This is a genomic window from Glutamicibacter sp. NPDC087344, from assembly GCF_044744225.1.
Lineage (GTDB): Bacteria > Actinomycetota > Actinomycetes > Actinomycetales > Micrococcaceae > Glutamicibacter.
This window is the reverse complement of record NZ_JBIUXY010000005.1, coordinates 170,269-196,029: the sequence shown is the minus strand read 5'-3', so window position 1 is coordinate 196,029 and position 25,761 is coordinate 170,269. Positions and strand designations below refer to the sequence as shown.

The window sequence follows — 25,761 nt, the reverse complement described above, 5'->3', positions numbered from 1 at the left end:
CGAACCACTTGAGGAGTCGGTATGTCGTTGTCAGGGAAAGTTGCAATTGTTACCGGTAGCGGTCGAGGTCTGGGACTGAGCTACGCTCAGGAGCTTGTGCGCCAGGGTGCCGCGGTGGTCATCAATGATATTGACCAGTCTGCCGTGGATTCTGCGGTGGCAACCATCATTGAGCAGGGTGGTCAGGCGGTGGGTGTGGCCGCGGCTGTAGGTTCCACCGAGACCGCCAAGTCGCTGGTTTCCGCCGCCGTAGAGAACTTCGGACGCCTGGATATCTTGGTCACCAACGCCGGGGTGCTGCGGGACAAGTCCTTGCTGAAGATGACCGATGAAGATTTTGATCTGGTGATCAATGTGCACCTGCGGGGTACCTTCACCTGCGTGCGCGAGGCATACGGCTACTTCAAGGAAAACGGTATTTCCGGACGTATCATCGCCATCGGTTCGCCAACCGGCCAGCGTGGCAACTTCGGCCAGACCAACTATGCCGCCGCCAAAGCGGGCATCGTAGGTATGGTGCGGACCTGGGCGCTGGAAATGAAGCGCTCGGGTGTGACCGCCAACGCCGTGATCCCGGTCGCCGCCACCGAAATGACCAAAACTGTGCCGTTCTTCCGCCCTGCCGTTGAGGCCGAGGAGCGCGGAGAAGTTATGCCTGATTTCTACCGCAAGGACCTTGGTTTTGGTTCGGCCGAGGACGTGGCCGGTATTATCGCCTTCCTCGCTTCCGATGAGGCGCAGAACATCAATGGACAGGCTATTGGCGTGGGTGGTGACCGTTTGCAGATCTGGACCCACCCGGAGGCCGCGGTCACCGAGTTCCATGAAGGCGGTTGGGACTATGCGACCTTGCAGGCAGAATTCACCGAGCGTTTCGCCGGCAGCCAGCAGAGTGTGGGGGAGAAGTTCCCTGAGATGCCTGCCGAGCTTGCCGCGCAGATCGCTTAGTAGACGGAGCGTATCTTCATGACAACCCGCTACGAGCTGGGCATCAACTTCCAGAGCATCGACGCTATTGATATGCACGTGCATCTGGAAGTAGACGAATGCGGACACAAAGCCATGCCGCAGGACCTGTTTGATGCATCTGCGGCGTACTTCAAATCTTCCGAACGCACCCCGTCGATTGACCGGATTGCGCAGGTGTACCGGGAGAAGAACATGGCCGCGGTGGTTTTTACCGTCGATGCGCGGACAGCGCTGGGTCATGAACCAAACTCGGTTGAAGACTTGGTCGCAGGCTGTTCTCGAAACAACGATGTGCTGATCCCATTCGGGTCCGTGGATCCGCGCCGCGGCGCACCAGCCTTGGATGACGCCCGGCATCAGGCGCAGGAGCTGGGGGTTCGGGGATTCAAATTCCACCCCTCGCTGCAGGGTTTTGACCCGAGCGACGAAGCCTTTTACCCGTTGTGGAAAGTATTGGAAGAACTGGGACTGCCCTGCATTTTTCATACCGGGCAAAACGGTATGGGCGCAGGTCTTCCTGGCGGTCGCGGTATCAAGCTGCGATACTCCAACCCTTTGCTGTTGGATGATGTAGCCGCGGACTTCCCGCAGCTGAAAATCATCATGGCCCATCCCTCGGTGCCGTGGCAGGAGGAAGCGAACTCCATCGCCACCCACAAGGCGAACGTTTTTATTGACCTTTCCGGGTGGAGCCCCAAGTACTTCCCGGAATCATTGGTGAAACTCGGTAATAATGTGCTTTCCGGCAAGCTTCTATTCGGGACGGATTTCCCGCTGATCACACCGGAAAAGTGGCTTGGCGCCTTCGCCCAGTTGCCCTTGAAGGACGAGGTGCGTGCCAAAATCCTGAAGGCCAATGCACTAGCTGTACTGGGAGTTGATTCCTAGTGGTGTCGGCACCCGGCAGCGACCTCTACGGCATGTGGGACCTGCTCAGCCAGCCCGAGCAATCGGCCGTGGGCAGGTTGCGGGCGGCGCTTGATCAACACGTGCGCCCGGTTGTCAACGAGTATTGGGAACGCGGCGAGTTTCCGGAACAGATTGTGGATCCGCTGATCGAAGCGGATCTTATGGACCCGGTTGAGCTCAAGGAAGCAGGTGTTCAACCGTCGGGCTTGTACGCTGGTTTTCGCAATTTTGAGCTGGCCCGGGTGGATGCTTCGGTGGCGACGTTTTACAACGCACAGTCGGGCCTCTTCCGTACCACGGTGAATCTTGGTGGAAGCCCGGAACAGGTTGCCGCGCTGGATCCGCAGATCACGTCCTATCAATACAAGGGAGTGTTCGCGTTGACCGAGCCGGAGCACGGCTCGGACATTGCCGGCGGGCTGGAAACCAGTGCCCGCGCAGCGCAACGCGAAGGCCGTTCGGGCTGGTTGATCACCGGAGCCAAGCGGTGGATCGGCGGCGCGGCGCAGGCGGACGTGCTGGCGGTATTCGCCCGCGATGAGGCAGATGCGCAGGTTAAGTGTTTTCTGGTGCCCACCGATGCGCCAGGCGTGGAGATCACCAAGATCACCGGCAAAACCAGTTTGCGAATCATGCAGAACGCCGACATTTCCTTGCAGGAAGTCTGGGTGGATGACTCGGCACGGTTGGTGAAGATCAACTCCTTTGCCGACGTGGCCTCCTGTCTGCGCAATTTGCGTTCGGACGTTGCCTGGATTGCCACCGGGGCGATGGCAGGAGCCTACGAGGCCGCCCTGCGTTACACCACCGAGCGTACCCAGTTTGGCAAACCGTTGGCTGGCTTCCAGCTGATCCAGGAAAAACTCGCCCACATGTTATCCAATGTCACCGCCAGCCTCGCCTTGGTTACCAGACTGACCCAGCAACAGCAGGCGGGCAACTATAAGGATGAGAACTCCGCGTTGGCAAAGATGTTTACCGCGCGCATGTTGCGCGAAACCGTCGCATTGGCCCGTGAAGTCTGCGGAGGCAACGGGATCCTGCTGGATAACGATGTGGCACGTTTCCATGCGGATGCCGAGGCCATTTATTCCTATGAAGGCACACACGAGATCAACTCACTGATCGTCGCACGCGCCGTCACCGGGATCAGCGCCTTCCGCTGATTTCCAACCCTAATTCAACTATTCAGCAATACATTTAGAGGAGCATCTCATGGCAAAAACAGTTATTAACTACGCAGACCTCGCCAACGCCGCAGGCACCGACCTGGGTTACAGCGAGTACCGCAACGTTCCGCAGGACCAGATCAATACCTTCGCGGACGCCACCGATGACCACCAGTGGATTCACACCGATCCAGAAAAGGCCAAGTCCGGTCCCTTCGGTGGTCCCATCGCCCATGGTTATCTGACCCTGAGCCTGCAGATCGCCTTCTGGAGCGAGCTTTTTGATGTTGATGGCGTGAGCACCAAGGTGAACTATGGCCTGGAGAAGGTGCGTTTCCCTTCGCCGGTGCCCGTTGATTCCAAGATCCGGATGAAGGCCACCATTGCCGAGGTTGAAGAGGTCAAAGGCGGTTACCAGATCGCGGTGGACCAGATGATCGAGGTAGAGGGTGCCACCAAGCCGGCAGTGGTATCGCGTGGTCTATACCGGTTCTACGCCTAAGGTTCAACGGCAGGTTCCGCTGATCCGGCGTAGTGTACGAATAATCGAAAAGAGCGACAGATGTTAAATAAGGGATTTGGCAACTGGATCCACCGGCGCCGCGTGAAATCAGCGGATCATCCGGCAGTGATTCACGCCGGAGTGAGCCTCAGCTATGCCGAGCTTGCCGAGCGCATCAACAAACTCTCCGATGCGTTGCGCGAGCGGGGAATTGGCGCGGGCAGTCGCGTCGCATTTTTGGGTGCCAATCATGCGGCGTTTCTGGAAACCATGTTCGCCACCACGCAGCTCGGTGCCATCTTTGTTCCGCTGAACATCCGGCTGGCCCCTCGTGAACTGAATTTTGCGCTGCGGGATTCAGGCAGTGAGTTACTGATCCATGTCGCAGATCTCGCGGCTGACGCCCAAGCAGCAAGTGCGGATAGTCCGGTGTCCCAGCTGCTTGAGGTCGCCATGATTCCGGGCCAGGATTCAAGTTATGAGCGTGCGCTGCAGGCTGGATCCAGTGAGCACAAGGATGTGAATGTGCAGCTGGAAGACCCGGCGATCATTCTCTACACCTCGGGTACTACCGGAACGCCCAAGGGTGCGGTGCTGACTCACGGGAATATGACCTGGAATTCGTACAACGTCATCGTTGACTACGACATCACCAGCAAGTCCGTGGGGCTGCTGATTGCTCCCATGTTCCACGTAGCGGCCCTGGGGATGGGCGCACTTCCCGTGCTGCTTAAGGGCGGCACCTTGGTGCTTCAGGAACGTTTTGAGCCGGCGGCGGTTCTGGATGCGATTCAACGCTACAAGATCACCCAGCTTTCGGGGGTGCCAACAACCTTCCAGCTTTTGGCCGAGCATGAGAATTGGGCGGCCGCGGACCTCTCGTCGCTCCAGATGCTCACCTGTGGTGGTTCTGCGGTGCCGCTGCGTGTGCTTGAAGCGTACGAGGAACGCGGGCTGGGATTCAGCGGGGGTTACGGCATGACGGAAACCGCCCCGGGAACCAGCATGCTCCAGGCAGCGTATTCCCGGCCCAAAATGGGGTCGGCAGGATTGCCGCACTTCTTCACCGATATTCGAATTGCTGATGGGCAGGGACAAGCGCTGCCGGCAGGCGAGGTTGGCGAGATCCTGATCAGCGGACCAAACGTGATCGAAGAGTACTGGCAGCGGCCCGAGGCCACCGAGGCGTCCTTCCACGAGGGAGGATGGTTCCGCTCAGGGGATATTGGGTACCTGGATTCCGAGGGTTTCCTGTTCATTTCGGATCGTCTCAAAGACATGATCATTTCCGGTGGGGAAAACATTTATCCCGCGGAGGTTGAACAGGCCATTATGGAACTGCCCGAAATCGAATCGGTAGCCGTGATTGGTGTTCCGGACGACAAGTGGGGTGAAGTTCCGCGCGCCATCGTTGTATTAAAACCCGGAAGCACCTTGGATGAAAGCGACATCGAAGGGCACCTCAACGGGCGTCTGGCGCGCTACAAAATTCCTCGTACTTCGGTGTTCCTCAACGAGTTTCCCCGTACTGCAAGCGGCAAGATACGCAAGTCTGACTTGCGTAAACAGTTTAGCTAGGCGCCGCTGGATCGCGTGCCCACGAAGGCGCCAGCGGGCTTTAGGCTCAAGGCGACAGCAAAATTCATAATAATCAGAAAATCAACCATTGACATTCTCAATAGTTGGATTAGTCTTGAAATGTGGCTCAAGTCACACCTTTCCCGGCTTGCCACTCGAGGCCGCGGGAACGGGTTTCTAAGGGGAGAAAATGAACAAACGCTGGTCCATACTGCTTGCAGGCGCCGCTGTCCTATCACTGGGATTGGCTGGGTGCGGCTCGGGGTCCCTCTCTGGCTCCGGGGATACCCAAAACACGGAGTCATCGGGTTCTGCTGACGGGTCGCTGACCAAGGTCACCGTGGGTATTCTGCCCATCGCGCCGTCGGTTGCGGTACAGCAGGGTGTTGATGCTGGAACCTTCGAAAAGCATGGCCTTGATGTCGAGCTGAGCACCTCAAACGCAGGTGCTGCCATGCTTCCCGCTGTTTCCACCGGTGAGCTCGCCATTGCAGTGGGAAATCCACTGTCGGTGCTGACCGCGGTGGATAAGGGCCTGGACATGAGAATTGTCAGCGGATATTCCGCCTCGAAGGCCGAGGGCAATGACATCAACGGTGTGGTTGTGCGCAAAGACTCGGGAATTGACGGTTGGGATGATCTGGCAGGAAAAACAACAACGGTAAATGCGTTGCGCACCCAGGGGGACCTGACCATCATGGAATCCGCCGAATTGGCCGGAGCGGATCCAACAAAACTGAAGTTCAGTGAAATGCCCTTCCCGGACATGGAAGCCCAGCTTGAGCGCGGCAACGTTGATGCCATTTGGGTTCCGGAGCCGTTCCTGTCCAAGGCGCTGACTGATGAGAATAATGAGCTGCTTGGGTACCCGAACCAAACCGCAAGTCCCGGGATGCCAACCATGGTGAGCTTCACCAGCGGTAAGTTCGCTGAGGAAAACCCTGAAGTCATCAAGCAATGGCAGGAGGCGTTGGCGGAAGTCCTCACGGCTGCGCAAGACGATCCGGATTCGGCGCGTGCGCTGTTGCCTGACTTTATGAGCATGGATCCTAAGGTTGCCGAAGGGCTGAATATGGAGTCGTGGAATGCTGAAACACCGGTGGCAGAACTGACTGATTTGGGTGAGCTGGCAGCTAAGTTCGGATTCCTCGAGAACGTGCCGGACATCAACGCAATTATCATCCAATAATTCCACTACAACGCCTGTTGCCGCTGCGGATGATCATGTGAGCACCGCAGCGGCAACGGCACCATATGGGAGAAAAGCCATGAGAATTCCGTTCATGAGCGCACCAGTTTCTCAGCCAGTCTCCGGGCGCGCAACCGGCGGCTCGGATATGCCGAGGCATAGAGAAACGCAGAAACCAGCGCAGGCGCAACGTGCGCTAGGGCAAAACGCCTCAGACCTTGCGGAGATGCTCGGATGAGCGCGGTAACTATGGCGCGGAGCAAAGCCAAAAGGACCCGCAGGAATCCTTCTAAGTCCGCGATGCCCAATGGGGTGTGGGGGTTGATTGGCATCCTAGCGTTCCTAGGAATCTGGGAATTGATGCCGGCGCTTGGGGTGGTTCAGGCCAAATATCTGCCCCCAGCATCAGAAGTTCTTAGAACCTTGTTTGCAGACTTCACGCTAACTGCCTTCTGGGTGGCCGTGGGTGAAACCCTTTTGGCATGGTTTATCGGTTTGGCTATTGCCGTACTGCTTGCACTAGTTCTTGGGCTAGCTATCGGAATGTCTAGTTTCCTTCGACGCGCCACCAACTCGACCATTGAGTTTTTGCGGCCAATTCCATCGGTGGCACTGATTCCGCTGGCCGTGCTGATGTTTGGCACGAAGATCGAATCCTCGCTGATGCTGATTATTTATGCCTGTTTCTGGCAGGTGCTGATCCAGGTGCTTTATGGCGTGGCAGATGTGGATAACGTGGCCATGCAGACCGCGCGGTCCTATGGTTTTTCCAGGTTCCAACGAATCCGGGATGTTATTTTTCCAACCATGCTGCCGTATCTGATGACCGGCATCCGCTTGGGCGCAGCAGTGGCGTTGATCCTGGCAATCACCGCAGAATTGATTATCGGAGCACCGGGTTTGGGTAAGGAAATCCAGCTGGCTCAGTCCGGCGGTGCCATAGCGGGTATGTATGCGCTGATTGTGGCGACCGGACTACTGGGAGTGGCCATCAACCTATGTATGCGTGTGGTTGAGAGGCGTGTGCTTTCCTGGCATGCTTCTGTTCGAGGGGAGCGCATCTCATGAAAACCCTGAAGTCAGTTTGCTTTTTATTGGCGCTGCCTCTCCTGCTGATCCTGTGGTGGGCTGTGGCTACCGCGGGCGGCACGAGCTTCTTTGTGCCCACCCCGGGCGAACTGGTCAAAACCTTTGCCGAGACCTGGATCGGTGAGCGTATGTTCACTGACGTGTTTCCAAGCATCCTGCGGTTGATCCTCGGGGTGATCGGAGCGATTGTGCTGGGTGTGTTGCTCGGCCTGCTGGTCGGTTTGAATCGCACCGCTCGGGCAATTACCGAGCCGGTTTTCGAATTCTTCCGGGCTCTGCCTCCGCCGGTGCTGATTCCGGTACTGATGCTGCTGGTTGGCATCAACGACGGAATGAAGATCGCGGTGATCATTTCCGGAGCGATCTGGCCGGTCCTCTTGAACACCATTGAAGGTGTTCGCGCGATTGACTCGGTGCAAAATGAAACCAGCCGGTCTTATGGAATTAGCGGATTGGCCCGTATTCGCTATCAGGTGCTCCCCAGCGCCATGCCTACCATCATGGCCGGCATTCGCCAGTGCCTTTCCATTGGCTTGATCCTGATGGTGATCTCCGAGATGTTCGCGTCTTCCTCTGGGCTGGGGTTCGCGATCGTTCAGTTCCAACGATCCTTCGCTGTTCCGGAAATGTGGTCCGGCATCGTCATGCTGGGTCTGATCGGAGTCATCATGTCCTTTATCTTCCAATGGGTCGAACGCCGTGTGCTGCGCTGGTACAACGGATTGAAAGAGGTTGAAAATGCTGTCTAGCCAGAATGGAACCATTGGCGGGCGAACCCTGCCTGAGGGTGAAGCGCTGCTATCGGTCCGCGGACTGAAGAAGGTTTATCATACCGACGGAGGCGATATTGAGGCCGTCCGGGATCTAACCTTTGACCTGGGGCACGGAGAGCTTGTGTGTCTAGTAGGCCCTTCAGGATCAGGCAAAACTACGCTGCTTAAGTGCATTTCCGGCCTGTTGAGCTCCACCAGCGGCGAGGTGCTACTTGACGGGCAGAAAGTCACCGGGCCGCCCAAAAAGATGGCAGTCGTTTTCCAAGAGTACGGTCGTTCGCTGTTCCCCTGGCTGCGAGTTGCCGACAATGTTGAACTGCCACTGAAAAACGCTGGAGTGCCAAAGGCTGAGCGCCGAAAGCTGGTTGATGAGGCTCTTGAAGCTGTAGGCCTGAGCCATGTGCCAAAGTCTTACCCCTGGCAGCTCTCAGGCGGTATGCAGCAACGCGTGGCCATCGCCCGTGCCGTGGCGTACCAACCGGAAGTGCTGCTGATGGATGAGCCATTCGCAGCGGTGGATGCGCAGACACGTGCCGATCTTGAAGATCTGATCCGTAATGTCTGGAAAAATCTGGGTGTTACCGTGCTGTTTGTGACTCACGATATCGATGAATCAATTTATCTCGGTGAACGAGTAATCATCCTTTCCTCCTCACCTACCGTGGTGCAGGAAGACATCCTCATCGACCTGCCGGTGGAACGCGATCAGCTCGAAACTCGATCGTTGCCTCGTTTTACTGAACTACGCCACCATGTTTACGCTGAAATTCAGAAGGCGAAACAGGGGCATCGTCCGGAAGAAGCGAAAACGAAGTTCCTCACCAACCCGAAATAAAGATTCAAGCCGCCGGTTCCAACACTGGAGCCGGCGGTTTTCTCCTGAGCCGCCGGTGAATCCCTATGATCCGGGGTAGAGGTCGTCACGGATTGAGCCGGTTGATCAGCTCGATTCCCCGCGTGGCCCACTGGATTTCCGCTTCGGCACGGGCAATCAGGCCCTCATAGGTGAAACGTTTGTAGGCGATGGTTGCCTCTTGCTGTTCCGGCTCAGTATTTGCCAAGCGGCGTTCAAGCATCGAGTTGGTGCCCTGCTCCATTTCGCTGATTTTCTCCTGCCACTGCGCCAGGAGTGCCTGATGGTGGGCGATATGCGCGCGCATCTGTTCCTTGGCGGGTTCCGGTTGCGCCCATTCCAGGTAGGCCGCCTTCAGGTGCGCCGGGTCGCGGGTGCGCGCGTAATCCAGTGGGGTGTTCATCCAGGCCTTGAACTCGGCGATGCCCTCTTCGGTAATGGCGTACTGGCGCTTTTTGCCTCTCGGACCCCACGGCACATCCTGGCCGGTGATCAGCCCCTCGGCCTCCATCCGCTTCAGCTCGGGGTAGATCTGGGAATCGGGAGCGTGCCAGACGTGGCCAACCGAGGTCTCAAAAACTTTGTAGAGGTCGTAACCGGTCATGGGTTCCACCGTCAGCAGTGAGAGCAATGCGTTGCGAAGACTCATGGAGAACTCTTTTCGAAATTGTGTTGCCAATCACTATCTGTGTAGTTAGTCTATAACCAGAGCAACTAACTATCTCCATAGATAGTTGGGATTATTTTTCCCCTGAGCATATTTCACCGAATCCTTGACCGCCAAGCGCGCTGATTCGAAACCGAGAGGACCGTCATGACCGACGTCGCCGCCAAGAGCACCACCACCGCAAAAGTACTCGGCCACCCGCTTAACGCCTGGTATGTGGCCGGCTGGGACCACGAAATCACCCGCAAACCAATGTCCCGCACCATCGCCAAACGGCCGGTCGCACTGTACCGGACCGAGGACGGAAATGCCGTCGCATTGGCCGATTCCTGCTGGCATCGACTGGCCCCGCTGTCCATGGGCAAAACTGTTGGCAAGGACGGGTTGCAGTGCCCGTACCACGGCATCGTGTACAACTCAGCTGGGCGTTGCATCTCCATGCCGGCCCAGGAAACCATCAACCCCTCCGCGACGGTGCCTTCCTTCCCGGTGGTAGAGCGCTACCGATACGTGTGGATCTGGATGGGTGATCCAACCTTGGCGGATCCCGATCTGGTGCCGGATATGCACCAGATGTCTTCCGATCAGTGGGCCGGTGACGGGCTGACCATCGAAGCCGCATGCAACTACCAGCTGATCCTCGATAACCTGATGGACCTGACTCACGAGGAGTTCGTCCACTCATCCTCGATCGGCCAGGATGAACTGAGCGATTCGGAATTCATCACCACCCATGAGGGAAACAAGGTCACGGTGACCCGCTGGATGCACAACATCGATGCCCCGCCGTTTTGGCTCAAAAACATGCGTGACAAGTTCCCGGGTTTTGAAGGCAAGGTCGACCGCTGGCAGATTATCCACTTTGACGCGCCGGCAACCATCACCATTGATGTGGGTGTGGCCAAGGCGGGGACCGGTGCACCGCAGGGTGATCGCAGCCAGGGAGTCAACGGTTTCGTGATGAACACCATCACCCCGGAAACCGACCGTTCATCACACTATTTCTGGGCATTCATGCGCAACTACCGGCTGGACAGCCAGCTGATCACCACCCAGCTGCGCGACGGGGTGCACGGGGTGTTCGGTGAAGACGAAGCCATGCTGAAGGCCCAGCAGGAAGCAATCGACGCAAACCCTGATTACGAGTTCTACAACCTGAACATCGACGCCGGCGGCATGTGGGTTAGGCGTATCCTCGAAAACATGCTGGACGCCGAGGCGCATCAATCGGCCGCAGCCCTGTAGCAGCCCCTGCCGAAACGAAAGGTTGGAGTCAGCGACATGGCAGCAACAAATATTGAAGTATGGCAAGAAGCCACCGTCAACCGCACCGAGGTAATTGCCGACGGAATCTTGCGAATCGAACTGGAACCCGCACAGCCCAAACGTGCCGACCCGGGATCGCATATCGATCTGATGGTGCGGCTTGAGGGTATTGAGGCCAAACGCTCCTATTCGATTGTCGATTCGAGTGCAGACGGCAAGCAGTTGGTTATCAGCGTGCTGAGGGCACCGCTCTCACGCGGAGGTTCAGAGTTCATGCACCAGCTTGCGGCGGGGGACCGGCTGAAGATTACCCAACCGCTGCAGAACTTTCCCCTGCGGGTGGGAGCCCCGCGTTACATCCTGCTGGCCGGCGGGGTGGGAATCACCGCCATTGCGAAGATGGCATCGGTACTCAAGCGGATCAAGGCTGACTACACCCTGGTTTTCGCGGGCCGCACACGCACGGCCATGGCCTACCTCGCGCAGCTCCAAGCAGAGCATGGCTCTCGGCTTGAAGTGCACGTAGATGATGAAGGCAGCTCTTTGAACGTGCAAAAATTGCTGGCACGGGTCCAGGACGGAACCGAGCTGTATATGTGCGGACCGATCCGCCTCATGGATGCGGTACGCCGCGGTTGGGGTGAACGCGAACTCGACCCCTCGGCGCTGCGTTACGAGACCTTCGGGAATTCCGGGTGGCACGATCCGGAAGAATTTATTGTCCGGGTTCCCCAACTGGACCTTGAGGTGCGGGTGCCGCAGGGCCGCTCGATGCTTGAAGCGCTGCAAGACGCCGGGGCCGAGATGATGTACGACTGCCGCAAGGGTGAATGCGGACTGTGCGAGGTGCGAATCACCGAACTGACGGGGCGGATCGACCACCGGGACGTTTTTTACAGCGAGCGGCAGAAACGCCAGGCCAGCAAGATGAACTGCTGTGTTTCGCGTGCGGTCACCTCGGAGACCGGAGCCCAGCAAGATGCGCGACGTTCATCCCCTGCGGTCGTTACCATCGAACCAAACTAGAACAAAAGCACCGAGGCAGAATGCCCACCGAAAGGACTTGATGATGGATCAGCACCCCGCACCACCGGCACTTGAATTTGTGGCGAGCATCGACGTGGAGGTCAGCCCCACCATTGAGGTTGGCTCCACCGCGCAGGGGATCCGCCGGGTTGCCCCGATCCGCGGAGGAAAGGTGCACGGCCCCGACCTGGCAGGCAAGGTTTTGGATGCCGGGGCGGACTTCCAGCGCTACCCCAGCGCCGATCTGGCGTTGCTGGAAGCGAACTACGTGCTTGAACTGGAGGGCGGCCAGCGGATCTTGGTGGAGAACCGGGCCGTGCGTGTGGCGGATCCGGCGGATCTTCAACGGATGATGGCCGGCGAATATGTGGATCCGTCCCGGGTCTACTTCCGCTGTGTCCCGGCGCTGTCGGCCGATGATTCCGGGCCGCACGCCTGGATGAACCGCACCCTCTTCCTGGGGGTCGGCGAACGCAAGCCCGGCGGGGTGCGGATCGATATCTTCCGGGTGCGTTGAGCATGGTCGGCGGGGCCGCCTTCGCGGTGCTCCCACTGCGTTAGTCTGGAAGAAACCGATGCCCTGAGGAGTTGCCCCCCGTGTCATGCTGCCAGCCTGCCCAGCGTCCAGAATCCGGCTCCCTGAGGCCCGATGCATCGGCGGCCCGGCCGGCTTCTCCTGCAGGCGTCGTTGACCCCGCGACGCGAATGATGGATACGGTCACCCTGCCCGGAGGGCGCTTCAGCATGGGTGATGCCTTCAACGAGGGGTATGAGCCGGATGGCGAAGTGCCGGTGCATCCGGTGGAACTGTCGAGTTTCTCCATAGACACCACCACCGTGACGAATGCGGAATTCGCGCGTTTTGTGCAGGCCACCGGGTACCAGACCGAGTCTGAAAAGTTCGGTTATTCCGCGGTTTTCCACCTGCTGGCCCAGGCGCCGGCAGAAGACATCCTGGGAAGCGCCGAAGGGCACGGCTGGTGGTTAACCGTGCGCGGGGCCAACTGGGCCCACCCCCACGGCGCCGGATCGAACTGGCAGCAGATCCCGGAGCATCCGGTGGTCCAGGTGTCCTGGAATGATGCCCAAGCCTACTGCACCTGGAGCGGGCGGAGGCTGCCCACCGAAGCGCAGTGGGAGTACGCGGCGCGCGGCGGCCTGGACTCCAAACGTTACGCCTGGGGTGATGAACTGCGCGGGCCCGCCGGCGAGCACCTGTGCAATATCTGGCAGGGTGAATTCCCGGTGCGCAACACCGGGGAAGACGGATTCCTGGGCACCGCTCCGGTGAGGTCTTTCCCCGAGAACGGCTTCGGATTGTATGAAACCGGCGGCAACGTCTGGGAATGGTGCGCCGACTGGTTCCTGCCCAAGTACTACCGGAATTCCCCGCTGGTAGACCCGGCCGGGCCAACCATCGGTCGGGGCCGGGCCATGCGCGGCGGCTCATTCCTCTGCCACGATTCCTACTGCAACCGCTACCGGGTCGCGGCCCGCAGCTCCAATAGCGACGAGTCCTCCAGCAGCAATACCGGTTTCCGCACCGTGGGGCCGCGCCAGTAGAACTTCGCGCCGCGATATGCCGCGCAGGGTGGGCCTAATTATCCGCGGTACCCAGCGCGCGGGATATGCCGCGCGCGGCGGTGCGCAAGGCCAAGGCGGCGGCCGGAAGCGTCGCCGAGCCGCGCGGAACCACCACGGATAAGACCGCCAGGGCATAACCCTGCATATCAAGGATGGGGGCGGCGACCCCGGTGGTCTCCGCGTCGATATACCCGTCCATGGAGGCAAAACCGTTGCGCCTGATCTCGGCCATCTCCACCCGGAAGTTCGGATGGGTGGCCCGCATGAGCTCCCGGTGGCGTTCCAGGAAGCCGTGGATGACCTCTGGTTTGGAGAACGCAAGCAGCGCCATGCCCATGGAAGTGCGGTGAACCGGCATGCGCCCGGCCACACTTGCCTGATTAACCACCGATCCGGGGCGGGAGAGCCGCTCGATGATCAGCACCTCGTCCTCGTGCAGCATCGAGAGCTGGGTGTTCTGCCCCAGCAGCTGGTTGATATCTTCCATGAAAGGCAGGGCCGCGCGGCGCAAGCCCTGGGGCGCGGCGCTGCGGTTTGCCAGTTCCCACAGGCGCAACCCCAAACTCACCTGGCCGTCCTTGCCGCGCGCCAGCATCCCGTGGGAAACCAGGTCGTCAAGCAGCCGGTACATGCTTGCCTTGGGGATCTGCGCGCGCCGAGCCAGCGCGAGCACACTCATCGAGGGCGTCTGCTGATCAAAGGCATCCAGGATGCGGACCAGGCGGTCCAGCATGGAGTCACCGCTGGGCGAATTGGCCATGAAATCAACTCTAACTGCACTGGCTGGGGTCCGGGGAAAACACCAACGCCGGGCCTGCGAATCGAGGCCCGGCGTGATGAGAGGTATTACTGGGGTGGGATGCCGTTAGGCGCTTTTGGGTTTGGGGATCTGCGCGATAACCAGAACCGCAATCAGCGCCGCGCCGCCGTAGAGGAAAAACGCTCCCGGGTACGCGGTCCCGGCGGCCACCATCAAGCCGGTGACGTATGGGCCGATGATCGCGCCAAAACGGCCAATGCCGGAGGCCAGGCCGATGCCGGTGGCCACCATGTCGCGCGGGTAGACGTGGCCCGCGTAGACATACATCAGGCACTGCGCGCTGAACACGAAGATACCGGTGATGAACAGGACCACGGTGAGCAGCACCTGATTGCCGAACGGAACGGCCAGCAGCACCAGCAGGACCGCGGAGGCCGCGAACCAGAGTAGCGAGACCAGTTTGATTCCCTTGGCATCGGCCGCGTAGGCGCTGATGATCAGGCCGGCGATGGCGCCCAGGTTCAGCACAAAGAGCATGGTCAGCGAGTCGGCCACCGGGTAGCCGGCGGCGCCCATGATCTTCGGCAGCCAGGCGTTCAGGCCGTAAACCAGCACCAGGCCCATGAAGGCCGCGATCCACAAGCCGATGGAGCTGCGCAGGTACTTCGGCTTGAGCACATCGGTGATGGAGGTGCGCTCACCCGACGGGGTGACTTCGCTGTCGGGAAGCTTGAACCACAGCAGTGCAAGCAGCACCAGGCCCAGCCCGCCGCCCAGGTAGTAGAGGTTTGCCCAGTGGATTCCGGCGGCCTTGCCGGCCAGCGAGGCAAGCACCGCGCCCAGGTGGTAGCCGACCATCGGCAGGTTGTTCGCCAGCGCGCGACGGCCCACCGGCGCGTTTTCCTGCATCAGCGCCAGGGCCACCGGCATGCAGCCGCCCAGGCCCAGGCCGGCGATGAAGCGCACCGCGCCCATCAGCACGGCCGAAGGCATCAGCGGGAAAATGAGGGTGAAGATCGAGAAGATCAATACCGCGATCAGCAGCGGGCGGCGGCGGCCATAGCGGTCGGCCAGGCGGCCCATGAAGGCCGCGCCCACTCCCACGCCGATCAGCGAGAAGGTGTTGACCCAGTTCATCGCCTGGACGCTGAAACCGCCAACGTCCGGATCGGTGAGCACCGGGATGGTCGCGCCGAGCGCGACGATGTCGTAGCCCTCGAAGACCACGATGAAGAAGCAGAGAGCGGCAATCCAACCACCGAGTTTAAGCGGTGTGGTGCCGGCGGGTGTCGTGGCCAAAACGGGGTCCTTTCAAAAACGCTCTGCCATGGAGGTGATGCGCATCATGGCACAGTGAGACTAGCACCTCATTCGCCTAACGTACAAATGTTCACTGTGCGAACTATTGCCTGGCTAAATTTTCCCGCTAAACCTTGAGGTCGGATGCGTTCTGCTGGTAAAGTTCATTTCACGAACAGAAGTTCACAATGTGAACATTCCCCGCAACGGAGTTAGTGACTTATGCAGCAGGCCTACCTGTACGACGCAATCCGCACCCCCTTCGGCAAAATCGGCGGCACCCTGTCCGGGCACCGCCCCGACGATCTGGCCGCGCATGTGGTCCGGGGGCTTGTTGCACGTTCATCCTCGCTTGACCCGGCTTCGATCGACGAAGCGATTTTCGGCAACGCCAACGGCGCGGGCGAGGAAAACCGCAACGTCGCCCGCATGGCCACCCTGCTCGCCGGGCTTCCCACCTCCCTTCCCGGCACCACCATGAACCGGTTGTGCGGTTCCTCGCTGGATGCGGCCATCGCCGCCTCGCGCCAGGTGGCGTTGGGGGATGCGGACCTGGTGCTGGTCGGCGGCGTCGAGTCGATGAGCCGCGCCCCCTGGGTGCTGCCCAAAACCGATCGCCCTTTCCCCATGAGCAACCTGGAACTGTCGAACACCACCCTGGGCTGGCGCCTGGTCAATCCGGCGATGCCCGGCGAATGGACGGTTTCCCTGGGGGAGGCCACCGAGCAGCTGCGCGAGCGCCACCAGATCACCCGTGAAGACCAGGACGAATTCTCCGCCCGCTCGCATCAGCAGGCCGCCGCGGCCTGGGATGCAGGCAAGTACCAGGACCTGGTGCTGCCGGTGCCGCCGGCGTCCAAACGCGGGGTAGAGGTCACCCGGGATGAAACCATCCGCGCCGACTCCACCGCCGCGACCCTGGCCGGGCTGCGCACCGTATTCCGCACCGGTGAGAACGCCACCGTCACGGCCGGCAACGCCTCGCCGATGTCCGACGGCGCCTCGGCCGCCTTCATCGGATCCGAGCGCGGCGGGCAGCTGCTCGGCGCCAAACCGATCGCCCGGATCGTCTCCAACGGCGCCTTCGCCCTGGACCCGCAGTTCTTCGGTTTCGCCCCGGTTGAGGCGGCCAACAAGGCCCTAGCCAAGGCGGGACTTTCCTGGAAAGACATCTCAGCGGTTGAGCTGAACGAGGCATTCGCCGCCCAGTCGCTTGCCTGCGTGCGGGCTTGGGAGATTGATGAGTCGATCGTCAACGCCTGGGGCGGGGCCATCGCCATCGGCCACCCGCTGGGCGCTTCGGGCCTGCGCATCCTCGGCACCCTCGCCCGCCGTCTGGCCGAATCCGGCCAGCGTTACGGCGTGGCCGCGATCTGCATCGGCGTGGGCCAGGGGCTGGCCGTCGTCCTGGAAAACACCACCGCCTAAATCCACCAGAGAATTCGGAGAACACCAGTTATGGCACCACGTATTGCCACCTCGGCGGCCGACGCTGTCGCCCAGATCACCGACGGTTCAACCGTGCTGATTGGCGGCTTCGGCAACGCCGGTCAGCCCATGGAGCTGATCGACGCGCTGCTTGATTGCGGGGCCACCGACTTGACGGTGGTCAACAACAACGCCGGTCAGGCCGATGCCGGCCTGGCGCTGCTGATCAAGGAGCGCAAGGTCAAGAAGATCATCTGCTCCTTCCCCCGCCAATCGGACTCCTGGCATTTCGACGCGGCCTACCGCGCCGGGGAGATTGAACTGGAACTGGTCCCGCAGGGAAACCTGGCCGAGCGCATCCGCGCCGCAGGAGCTGGCATCGGAGGGTTCTTCACCCCCACCGGGTACGGCACCCTGCTGGCCGAGGGCAAGGAAACCCGCGTCATCGACGGCAAGGGGTATGTGCTTGAGTCGCCTATCCACGCGGACTTCGCACTGATCAAGGCGCTGCGCGCGGACACCTTCGGCAACCTGGTGTACCGCAAAACCGCCCGCAACTTCGGCCCCATCATGGCCACCGCCGCCGCGCAGGCAATCGTCCAGGTGGACGAGGTTGTGCCGGTGGGAAGCATCGATCCGGAAAACGTGATCACCCCGGGAATCTACATCGACACCGTGGTGGCGCTGGGAGGCAACAACTAATGACTACGAACACCGCAGAAAAACTCACCCGCGATGAGATGGCGCAGCAGGTGGCCGCGGATATTCCCGCCGGCGCCTTTGTGAACCTGGGTATCGGGCAACCGACCAACGTCTCCAACTTCCTCACCGCGCAGCAGGGGGTCACCCTGCACACCGAAAACGGCATGCTGGGCATGGGCCCGGAAGCCACCGGGGAGCAGATCGATGAGGACTTGATCAACGCCGGCAAGATCCCGGTCACCGAACTTCCCGGAGCCAGCTTTTTCCATCACGCGGATTCATTCGCGATGATGCGCGGCGGGCACCTGGACGTGTGTGTGCTGGGCGCCTTCCAGATCTCTGAAGCCGGAGACCTGGCCAACTGGCACACCGGCGCCGAGGGCGCGATCCCGGCCGTGGGCGGCGCCATGGACCTGGCCATCGGCGCCAAGGCAACCTGGGTGATGATGAGCCTGTTCACCAAATCCGGCGAATCCAAGCTGGTGAAGGAGCTGAGCTACCCGGTCACCGGGCTGGGTTGCGTCTCGCGGATCTACACCGAGGTCGCGGTCTTCGAACTGCGCGAGGGCAAGGTCTTTGTCCGCTCCACGCACGGCATCAGCTTTGAAGAGCTGCAAGTTCGCCTTCCGGTGGCGCTGACCCGCGTCTAAGCGGATCAGGTCTTCGCAGACCAAGTAGATTGGTGGGGGTGCCTTCTGTGGGCGCCCCCACTGGTATTTTTAGAGACAATAAGAAGGATGGCTGATGAGCGAGCAGAGCACGGGCACCGCTTCAGTGCAGTCCCTGGCCCGCGGCCTGAAGGTGATTAGCAGCTTCGACGCGGAACACGCCTCCATGACGTTATCCGACGTCGCCGCGCGCACCGGGCTGTCGCGGGCCACCGCCCGGCGTTTTTTGCTCACCCTGCAGGAACTGGGGTATGTGCGCTCGGATGGAAAATACTTCGAGCTGACCGCCAAGGTTTTGCAGTTGGGCTACGCCTACCTCTCAAGCGCCACGCTGCCGCAACTGATTGAACCGGTGCTTGAAAACCTGTCCGCCGCGGTGGGTGAATCCGCGTCCGCCGCGGTGCTTGAAGGCAACGAGATCATGTATGTCGCCCGGGTCCACACCCGCTCAATCATGCGGGTGGGGATCTCGGTGGGCACCCGCTTCCCCGCCGCCAATACATCAATGGGCCGGGTGCTGCTTGCTTTCGCGGACCCGGAAACCGTGGAGCGGATCCTTGCCGATGGGGTGCGCTCGCTGACCGGCCGCGGCATCGAGAATGCCGAGGACCTGCGGGGCGAACTGGCGAAAATCCGCGCCCAGGGATACGCGCTGGTCGATCAGGAACTGGCGGTCGGGCTGCGTTCGGTGGCGGTGCCGGTATTCGACCGCGCGGGAGAAACCGTGGCCGCCATGAACGTGTCGATGAGTGTCGCCTTGAACTCCACCGACAGCGTCCACGAAGCCGCCGAACTGGTGCTCCCCAAGCTGCAGGAAGCCGCGCAGCAGGTCCAAGACGCCCTGGCCGCGCGGCGCTGAGATAAGGATCTGCACCGGAGCCGAAACACGGAAGAGCATCAGAAACCTATAGATGCAGGGCAGTTCCTTGGGCATGCTGCCCGCAGTTGGCTGGTTATGCAGGATTGAATTTAGTGGCCGCAAAATCTTCAAGCCCGCCGCCGCGGACGGTTCCAAGGTCAGTAGCGCCCATAACGGTTGGCGTTAAGAGAATTTCGGCGGCTGCGACGGGGTGATCGAAGACGGTGTCTGCCAGAGTGAAGCGCGCACGGCGGAATATAACGACATCGACCGCGCGTTCGGCGATGGCGGCACCGGACCCAAACGGCAAATTCAACGGTGCCTGGCTGGATGCCGCGTCGGCCGGGGCATCCCGACGGGCCGTGGAAAATCATCGTCACCGACTCCGGCTACGACTGGAGCAGCGGCGGGCCTAAGGCCTAGGTCCGCGGCTCGTGCCGTTGTGCCAGCAGCTGCACCAGCTGCTTCACGGTGTCAGCTGTCAGGAACTGGTCCTGGTGGCCCCGGGAGATATCCAGGTGGTAGCTGACCCCGTCGCCGGCCAGCAGCGCGAGTTTGGCCAGTACGGGGTCGCCCAGCGAATCGTTGAGCACCTGGAACCACAGGTCCCGTCCGCGGCGCAGCGCCGCGGACGCCTGGTCGTTGCCGCGCTGGGCAAGCCGGGTGGCCGCCACCACAATGCGCTCAAGTGGTGAATCCTCCTCCAAGGAGGAGGCGAAGTAGTAGTGCACCGCCTGTGCCGGGTCGGCGAGCATGGCGGCCACATCCGCGTCGATCAGCTCGTTCAGGCGCCGGACCAATTCGGTGTCCAGCGCCTGGCGCGAGCGGAAGTGATGCAGCAGCCCGGCCTTGGACAAGCCGCTGCGTTTGGCCGTGGCATCGATGGTCGCTTCGCGGGCCCCGTGTTCGTAGAGCAAGGCGACGTAGGCGTCGAGGATGATCTCTTGCTTGGTGGCGGTGCTCATTGGCTCGGTGTCTCCAGGGGCTTGGGCGCTGCGGTTTACCTCTCGACGATACCCCACGGCGAGCCGTAGCCTGCAGGTTCGGCCGCCGCCAGCAGCTCCAGGAACGGCGTGGCCGCAAAGGCTTCCGGGCCAAGCACCCCGGCGCCGGACCACACCCCGGTGGCCAGCAGTTCCAGGGCGATGACCGGGTTGATGGCGGTCTGCCACACCACGGCCTGCGAATCATCGCGGGCCATGGTGTCCTGGTTGTCGGCCACATGGTAGAGGTAGCGTGAGCCGGTGCTCCCGTCCTTCAAGGTGCCGGTCACCAGCACCCCGGCACAGGTTTTGCCCTTCATCAGCGGCCCCAGGGTTGCCGGATCCGGCAGGCAGGCGGCCACCACGTCGCGCGGGGAGATCTGCACGCCGCGCACCGGGACCGGATCGGTGGAGTCCAAACCCAGTTTGTTCAGGGTCTTGAGCACCTCGATGAACTCGTTGCCCAGTCCGTACTTGAAGTCGACCCGTTGCGCATCCAGCCAGCGCGGCATCATGGTGACCTCTTCGTGCTCCACGTTCACGCATTCAACTTCGCCAATCCCTTCCGGGAACTCGAAAACGGTCGGCTCGGAAAACGGCGCGGTGGTGTACCAGCCGCCCTTGTCCTTCTCGAAGATCACCGGAGGATTCAGGCATTCCTCGATGGTGGTCCAGATGGAGAAGGACGGGGCGAATTCGTAGCCCTCAACACTCAGGTTGGCACCGTCACGCACGCTGAGCTCGTCGATCTGCTCGAACAGCTCGTCGGCCGCGTAGCGGGCCAGCACGTTGGACAGCCCCGGCTCCACTCCGATCCCCACCAGGGCCAGCTGGCCGTCGCGCTCCCACTCGGCGGCCGCGGCGAATTGCTCGTCGCCCAGCTTGATGTGGGTTTTGCGAAACGGCTCGTCCGGATGGCGCTGGGACAGGCTCATGGCCATGTCCAGGTAGGTCACCCCGGCGGTTTTGCAGGCGTTGAAGATCGGCATCACGAAACGCGGATCCACGGCGTTGAGCACGTGGGTGGCGCCGGTGGAACGGATCAGGGCAACCAGCGAGTCCTGGCTGGAGGCGTCGACCTGGGCGGCGGCGTAGCGGGTATCGCCGATGGCCTCGACGAGCTGCTGCGGGCGGGCGGGGTCGTAGTCCGCAATGGTCAGTTTCTCGAAGAAGCCGCGGCGCGAGGCGATGCGGGCCGCCGCACTGCCGACTCCGCCGGCGCCGATGATGAGGATCTGCATGGAAGGTTTTCCTTAGGTGTAGTAGCAAGGTGGGGTAGTGGCAAGGTTCGGGCAGGGTGGGAAATGCTTAGTTTTCGGGTACCAGTACCGGGGTCTGGCGGTTGAGCGAGCGGCCGGCAAAGTATTCGCGTGATTCCGGGCGCAGCGCCCACCAACCCATCACCGCCAAACCTGCGGCCAATGAACCGACACCCATCACAAAGGTTCCGCTGATGCCCAGAATGGTGGTGGTTCCGTACTCCGGGTCCAGCATGCTGATGGCCGAGTAGATGAAGACAGCTGACATCATCAGCCCGCCGAGCAACGGCATCAGCAGCCGGAAAAAGAGGTTGCGCACCGAGTCAGTTAGCGTGGAGCGGAAATACCAGATGCACGCGAAGGAGGTGATCGCGTAGTACAGGGCCACGGCCAGCGAGGTGCTTTCAATGGTGTCCGCCAGGATATCCCCGGAGATGATGGTCATGCCCACGTAGAACACCAGGGACGCCGAACCGGTGAACAGGGTCGAGTACGCCGGGGTCTTGAATGCCTGGTTCACCACGCCGAAGCGCTTGGGCAGTGCCCCGTAGACACCCATCGACAGGGTGCCGCGGGCGGTGGGCAGGATGGTGGTTTGGCAGGTGGCCAGCGCGGAGACCGCCACGGCCAGCACCAGCAGCCAACCCCAGGAACCCATGGCGTCCAGCCGCAGGGCAAAAAACACGTCATCCGCGCCGTCCGGGTTGCCCAGCCCCTTGCTGCTCTCGCCGACGCCGGCGAACATCATGGTCAGCACGGTGATGCCGATGTAGGTCACCAGCAGCATCACGGTGGACAACAACGCCGCCAAACCCGGGGTGGTGCGCGGGTTCTTTGTTTCTTCGGCCAGCGCCAGGCAGGTATCCCAGCCCCAGTAGATGAAGATGGCGATCAGTACACCCTGGACGAATCCGGCCGGGTTCTCGCTGGCCAACGGGTTGAACCAATCCCAGGAGAAGGCCGGCCCCAGCTGCGGCATGTTCTGCAGCGCGAAGTACAAACCGATGCAGAAGGCGATGATCGCAACATACTGCAGGGCCATGAGCAGGTATTGGGTGATCGCACCGGTTTCCACATCGCGATAGGAGATCCAGGTCATCGCGATGATAATCACCGCGCCAAAGGCGGTGACCAGGACCTTTGAATCCGCGATCGACCCGTCGCCGATCAGCAGCAGGAGGTACTTGGAGGCAACCTCAGTCTGGCTGGACATGACAATCACCCCGGCAACCATGACGGCCCATCCGGCCATCCAGCCGGTTTTCGGGCCGAAGGCCTTGGCCGCCCAGGTGAACGCGGTGCCGCTGTCCGGGATTTCGGTGTTCAGCTCACGGTAGGCAAAGGCGGTCAGGCACATTGGGATAAATGCAACGATCAGCGCCGCCGGGGTCTGCGCGCCGGCGGCCATGACGATGAAACCAAGGGTCGCGGCCAGCGAATACAGGGGAGCGGTTGAGGCGAGCCCGATGACCGTGGACTGCATCAGCCCTAGTTTTCCTGCCGCCAGCCCCTTGGATGTCAGCTGGGGGCCAGCCTTCTGATCGATGTTTGTCATACGGATTGGACCTCCAGGAAATTGCATGAAACCGGAAAATAGACCAACCAACTGGTCGGTCTGATTTATCTTGCCAATTTCCTCGATGTGAGTCAAGTTACAACTTATGGTGATTTATCGCACTGGCCGAGGCTAGTGGCATCAAATGCAGATCAATGGAGTGGCTGCGGTACTAATTTCAAGGGAAGCGCAAAAATTCTTGTGCTTGGCATCGGGCGAAGGGTGGATGTGCCCTTGAGGTTGAGCTCGTTGCCTGAGGCGTGGTGTGGTTGCAGGGTGCCGTGAAGAATGAAGGTTAAACACGCACGGCAACTTTCCTGGCGGAAAGCTGCCGTGCGTGTGAGCGCGTTTGAAGTTATGCGGTGACTGCCAATGCGTCGATCTCCACAAGCATGACTTCGTGGGGAAGATCCACAAAGACGGTGGTGCGGCTTGGGAGCTGACCGCTGGGGACGTTTTCGGTGATGAACTCGCCGTACGCCTCGTTCATTGCGGTGAAATCTTCGCGCTTGGTTAAGTAGACGCGGAACATCATGACATCCTCCACCGAGGATCCGCCCGCTTCTAGAATTGCTTTGACGTTCTCCAAGGTTTGACGAGTCTGCGCCTTGACGTCGCCTTCTGCGATGTACTGGTTGGTGGTTGGATCCATGGGGCCTTGGCCTGAGACCTGGAAGAGGCCACCTTTCTTCACACCCTGGCTGAAGGTGTGTGCTGGGGCGGGTGCGTTATCGGTGCGTACGATTTCCTTGCTCATAAGGAGTTCCTTTCGATGGATACAAAACCGAGGTCAGCGGATATTGCCTCGGCGGCGGATTTGATGTCTGGCACCAGGGCCAGCAAGTCTGTTTTGTTCAGCAGGACCACTGGTACCGAGCAGGAGATTGCCGCGACGACGTGCCCCGTTGCGTCGCGGATCGGAGCCGCGACGCAATGCACAAATTCCTCGTGTTCTCGGTCGTCGAAAGCGAATCCTTGGGCTCGGGTAGCGGCTAGCGCACGGAGGAATTCTTCGCTGTTGCTGACGGTGTGCTGCGTGAAACGGTGATAATTCAGTGATTGTGCGATATGTTCCTGACGCTCTATTGGCAGGTCGCAGAGGAGTACTTTTGCTACGGCGGTGGCGTGCAAGGACGCGGTGAGCCCGATTCGCGAATACATGCGTACCGCATGGCGGGACTCTAGCTTGTCGATGTAGACAACTTCCGGTCCTTCGAACGCTGCAAGGTGTATGGTGTGGCCGGTAAGGCGATTGAGGGCGGTGAGGTGAGGCCGGGCCACGTGGACAATATTTCGCTGTTCCAAGGCGAGCGACGAAAGTTCGAAAAGCTTGGAACCGAGCTGATATTTGCCGTGCCCGTTGCGTACCACAAAACGACACTCTTCCAAGGTGTGCAGCTGGCGCATAATCGTGGTTTTGTGCACCTGTCTCTGCGCGGCAAGTTCATCGAGACTCATGGGTTCAACGGCGACGAGGTCCAGTAGCCCGAGAGCGCGCTTCAGCGTTTCGCTCACGATACTCCTATTCTGTAGATCTGTTCACCTAGAACACTAATGCCTGCCGCATCGACGCGAACATCGGACCACTGGTAGTTGTCAAGGCCTAGAAGGCGTTCGATGACGAACTTCGGTGGCAGATCTCCGCGATCAGCGCGTACCGTCAGGGTGCATGCGGCGGCTAGATGCCCGCGGCGCAGCGCTTGCGGAATGCTTAAGCCGCGCAACAGGCCGGACAGGAACCCGGCGGCGAAGGAATCGCCAGCGCCAACAGGTTCCACCACATCCACGTGCAAGGCGGGAACTTCAAAACGACCTTCGCGTGTCAGGGCAATCGCACTGGTGGACTCATTTTTTATGACCAGAACCGATGGATTTGGAAGCAGGTCGCGGATTTGCTGCTCGTTGCTGGTGCCAAATGCGAGCTCGGCTTCATCAAGCCCAACCATCACCACGTCGGCACTGTTAGCGAGCTGTTGCACGAGGCTCGGATCGCGATCCTGCCAGAGCGCGGCGCGCCAGTTCACATCAAAACACACCGTGCCGGGCTGAGGCGTCTTGAGGAGCTCGAGCATCATCTGGGCGCAAGAGACCGAGAGCGCTGCGGTGATGCCGGAAAGATGAATGAGTTTCGCATGCTGTAGTGCATGGGCCAATGATTCGGTGCGAAGGAACTCGGGGCTCATTGCGCTGGCGGCGGAGCCGGCGCGGTAGTACAGCACCTGCGCTGGGTTGTGATCTTGGGCTGGGGCCTTGACGTAGAGGCCGGTGGGCCGTTTAGGGTCGATTTCCACAAGGTCGGTATTGACTCCCGACTTGCGCAGTTCTGTGATGATGCGTGCTCCAAAGTCATCCGCCCCAACACGGGAAGCCCAAGAGGTGTTGACACCCATGGCGGCTAGTCCCAGGGCAACGTTGGATTCCGCGCCGCCCACGGAAAGGGACATTTTTTCGCTATGGAGCAGGGATGAGCCATTGGTGGGGGTGACCATGGCCATGGTTTCACCCAGGCAAATGACCTCGCTCATAGGGTACGTCCTTTGTGATTTGGAGTCTTGGATTCGAACCAGTTGTGTTTCAGGATCGGTCTCGTGGGGGCGTTGACGGATTCGCTGGATCAATGCTAAACATATCGAAGCAACATTTGCAATCACCATTGCATTATATGCAACGAAGG

28 protein-coding genes are annotated in these 25,761 nt (G+C 60.5%); 18 read left to right on the top strand and 10 right to left on the bottom strand.

All coding sequences use genetic code 11. The features are described 5' to 3' along the window. Positions 1-21: 21 nt before the first annotated feature. The 10 genes from ACIOWL_RS10975 (at position 22) to ACIOWL_RS10930 (ending at position 9,013) form a co-directional block, all read left to right on the top strand. Positions 22-948, top strand: a complete 927-nt coding sequence (locus ACIOWL_RS10975) for an SDR family NAD(P)-dependent oxidoreductase (protein ID WP_400384689.1) — start codon at positions 22-24, stop codon at positions 946-948. Positions 949-966: 18 nt separating this feature from the next. Then, a complete protein-coding gene (locus tag ACIOWL_RS10970; RefSeq protein ID WP_400384687.1) occupies positions 967-1,857 on the top strand; it encodes an amidohydrolase family protein in 891 nt (296 codons plus the stop codon). A 32-nt stretch (positions 1,858-1,889) separates the two neighbouring features. Then, entirely contained in the window at positions 1,890-3,044 is a 1,155-nt protein-coding gene (locus ACIOWL_RS10965) for an acyl-CoA dehydrogenase family protein (RefSeq protein ID WP_400385114.1), read from the top strand. 49 nt (positions 3,045-3,093) lie between these two features. Further along, a complete protein-coding gene (locus ACIOWL_RS10960) occupies positions 3,094-3,549 on the top strand; it encodes a MaoC family dehydratase (protein ID WP_400384685.1) in 456 nt (151 codons plus the stop codon). Positions 3,550-3,609: 60 nt separating this feature from the next. Next, positions 3,610-5,127, top strand: coding sequence for an o-succinylbenzoate--CoA ligase (gene menE, locus ACIOWL_RS10955; protein WP_400384683.1), 1,518 nt, complete (start codon positions 3,610-3,612; stop codon positions 5,125-5,127). A gap of 190 nt (positions 5,128-5,317) precedes the next feature. After that, positions 5,318-6,316: an ABC transporter substrate-binding protein gene (locus tag ACIOWL_RS10950; protein ID WP_400384681.1), complete on the top strand. Its 999-nt coding sequence runs from the start codon at positions 5,318-5,320 to the stop codon at positions 6,314-6,316. 94 nt (positions 6,317-6,410) lie between these two features. Next, positions 6,411-6,554: a hypothetical protein gene (locus ACIOWL_RS10945; RefSeq protein ID WP_400384679.1), complete on the top strand. Its 144-nt coding sequence runs from the start codon at positions 6,411-6,413 to the stop codon at positions 6,552-6,554. Beyond that, positions 6,551-7,384: an ABC transporter permease gene (locus tag ACIOWL_RS10940; protein ID WP_400384677.1), complete on the top strand. Its 834-nt coding sequence runs from the start codon at positions 6,551-6,553 to the stop codon at positions 7,382-7,384. Before ACIOWL_RS10945 ends, ACIOWL_RS10940 begins: the two co-directional genes overlap by 4 nt. After that, a complete protein-coding gene (locus ACIOWL_RS10935) occupies positions 7,381-8,154 on the top strand; it encodes an ABC transporter permease (RefSeq protein WP_400384675.1) in 774 nt (257 codons plus the stop codon). Before ACIOWL_RS10940 ends, ACIOWL_RS10935 begins: the two co-directional genes overlap by 4 nt. Further along, positions 8,144-9,013 carry an ABC transporter ATP-binding protein gene (locus ACIOWL_RS10930; RefSeq protein WP_400384673.1) on the top strand — a complete coding sequence of 290 codons (870 nt, stop codon included), beginning with the start codon at positions 8,144-8,146 and terminating at the stop codon, positions 9,011-9,013. Before ACIOWL_RS10935 ends, ACIOWL_RS10930 begins: the two co-directional genes overlap by 11 nt. A gap of 85 nt (positions 9,014-9,098) precedes the next feature. On the opposite strand, the gene ACIOWL_RS10925 is transcribed toward ACIOWL_RS10930, so the two are convergent. Then, entirely contained in the window at positions 9,099-9,680 is a 582-nt protein-coding gene (locus ACIOWL_RS10925; RefSeq protein ID WP_400384671.1) for a PadR family transcriptional regulator, read from the bottom strand. A gap of 165 nt (positions 9,681-9,845) precedes the next feature. On the opposite strand from ACIOWL_RS10925, the gene ACIOWL_RS10920 reads away from it, so the two are divergent. The 4 genes from ACIOWL_RS10920 (at position 9,846) to ACIOWL_RS10905 (ending at position 13,553) form a co-directional block, all read left to right on the top strand. Then, complete coding sequence (locus ACIOWL_RS10920) at positions 9,846-10,943, top strand: Rieske 2Fe-2S domain-containing protein (RefSeq protein ID WP_400384669.1); 1,098 nt, start codon at positions 9,846-9,848, stop codon at positions 10,941-10,943. 36 nt (positions 10,944-10,979) lie between these two features. Then, positions 10,980-11,990 carry a PDR/VanB family oxidoreductase gene (locus ACIOWL_RS10915; protein WP_400384667.1) on the top strand — a complete coding sequence of 337 codons (1,011 nt, stop codon included), beginning with the start codon at positions 10,980-10,982 and terminating at the stop codon, positions 11,988-11,990. Between the two features lie 43 nt (positions 11,991-12,033). Further along, on the top strand, positions 12,034-12,507 hold the full coding sequence (locus tag ACIOWL_RS10910; RefSeq protein WP_400384665.1) for a DUF3237 family protein: 474 nt from the start codon (positions 12,034-12,036) through the stop codon (positions 12,505-12,507). A gap of 188 nt (positions 12,508-12,695) precedes the next feature. Then, positions 12,696-13,553: a formylglycine-generating enzyme family protein gene (locus tag ACIOWL_RS10905; protein WP_400385111.1), complete on the top strand. Its 858-nt coding sequence runs from the start codon at positions 12,696-12,698 to the stop codon at positions 13,551-13,553. 34 nt (positions 13,554-13,587) lie between these two features. Here the strand turns inward: ACIOWL_RS10905 and ACIOWL_RS10900 are convergent, their stop codons facing one another. Together ACIOWL_RS10900 and ACIOWL_RS10895 are read right to left on the bottom strand one after the other, a co-directional pair. Beyond that, positions 13,588-14,334 carry an IclR family transcriptional regulator gene (locus ACIOWL_RS10900; RefSeq protein ID WP_400384663.1) on the bottom strand — a complete coding sequence of 249 codons (747 nt, stop codon included), beginning with the start codon at positions 14,332-14,334 and terminating at the stop codon, positions 13,588-13,590. 105 nt (positions 14,335-14,439) lie between these two features. Next, positions 14,440-15,633 (bottom strand): MFS transporter, encoded by a 1,194-nt coding sequence (locus ACIOWL_RS10895; RefSeq protein WP_400384661.1) that lies wholly within the window; start codon positions 15,631-15,633, stop codon positions 14,440-14,442. A 222-nt stretch (positions 15,634-15,855) separates the two neighbouring features. Between ACIOWL_RS10895 and ACIOWL_RS10890 the strand changes: the two genes are divergently transcribed. The 4 genes from ACIOWL_RS10890 to ACIOWL_RS10875 all read left to right on the top strand — a co-directional run bounded on the left by ACIOWL_RS10890 (position 15,856) and on the right by ACIOWL_RS10875 (position 19,290). Continuing rightward, positions 15,856-17,061 carry a thiolase family protein gene (locus ACIOWL_RS10890; RefSeq protein WP_400384660.1) on the top strand — a complete coding sequence of 402 codons (1,206 nt, stop codon included), beginning with the start codon at positions 15,856-15,858 and terminating at the stop codon, positions 17,059-17,061. 30 nt (positions 17,062-17,091) lie between these two features. Further along, a complete protein-coding gene (locus tag ACIOWL_RS10885; protein ID WP_400384658.1) occupies positions 17,092-17,763 on the top strand; it encodes a 3-oxoacid CoA-transferase subunit A in 672 nt (223 codons plus the stop codon). Further along, positions 17,763-18,413: a 3-oxoacid CoA-transferase subunit B gene (locus ACIOWL_RS10880; protein ID WP_400384656.1), complete on the top strand. Its 651-nt coding sequence runs from the start codon at positions 17,763-17,765 to the stop codon at positions 18,411-18,413. The genes ACIOWL_RS10885 and ACIOWL_RS10880 overlap by 1 nt, the downstream gene beginning before the upstream one ends. 94 nt (positions 18,414-18,507) lie before the next feature. Beyond that, positions 18,508-19,290, top strand: a complete 783-nt coding sequence (locus tag ACIOWL_RS10875; RefSeq protein ID WP_400384654.1) for an IclR family transcriptional regulator C-terminal domain-containing protein — start codon at positions 18,508-18,510, stop codon at positions 19,288-19,290. Positions 19,291-19,384: 94 nt separating this feature from the next. Here ACIOWL_RS10875 and ACIOWL_RS10870 read toward each other — a convergent pair whose 3' ends face one another. The 7 genes from ACIOWL_RS10870 to ACIOWL_RS10840 form a co-directional block, all read right to left on the bottom strand. After that, on the bottom strand, positions 19,385-19,606 hold the full coding sequence (locus ACIOWL_RS10870) for a hypothetical protein (RefSeq protein WP_400384651.1): 222 nt from the start codon (positions 19,604-19,606) through the stop codon (positions 19,385-19,387). 103 nt (positions 19,607-19,709) lie between these two features. After that, positions 19,710-20,255, bottom strand: coding sequence for a TetR/AcrR family transcriptional regulator (locus ACIOWL_RS10865; RefSeq protein WP_400384649.1), 546 nt, complete (start codon positions 20,253-20,255; stop codon positions 19,710-19,712). A 35-nt stretch (positions 20,256-20,290) separates the two neighbouring features. Then, positions 20,291-21,514, bottom strand: a complete 1,224-nt coding sequence (locus ACIOWL_RS10860) for a saccharopine dehydrogenase family protein (RefSeq protein WP_400384647.1) — start codon at positions 21,512-21,514, stop codon at positions 20,291-20,293. A gap of 67 nt (positions 21,515-21,581) precedes the next feature. Next, positions 21,582-23,087, bottom strand: a complete 1,506-nt coding sequence (locus tag ACIOWL_RS10855; RefSeq protein WP_400384646.1) for an APC family permease — start codon at positions 23,085-23,087, stop codon at positions 21,582-21,584. Positions 23,088-23,442: 355 nt separating this feature from the next. Further along, on the bottom strand, positions 23,443-23,844 hold the full coding sequence (locus ACIOWL_RS10850; protein ID WP_400384644.1) for a RidA family protein: 402 nt from the start codon (positions 23,842-23,844) through the stop codon (positions 23,443-23,445). Next, the gene (locus tag ACIOWL_RS10845; protein ID WP_400384642.1) at positions 23,841-24,602 is read right to left on the bottom strand and encodes an IclR family transcriptional regulator; all 762 of its coding nucleotides are present in this window, start codon (positions 24,600-24,602) and stop codon (positions 23,841-23,843) included. The genes ACIOWL_RS10850 and ACIOWL_RS10845 overlap by 4 nt, the downstream gene beginning before the upstream one ends. Continuing rightward, positions 24,599-25,612 (bottom strand): sugar kinase, encoded by a 1,014-nt coding sequence (locus tag ACIOWL_RS10840; protein WP_400384640.1) that lies wholly within the window; start codon positions 25,610-25,612, stop codon positions 24,599-24,601. Before ACIOWL_RS10840 ends, ACIOWL_RS10845 begins: the two co-directional genes overlap by 4 nt. Between the last annotated feature and the right edge of the window lie 149 nt (positions 25,613-25,761).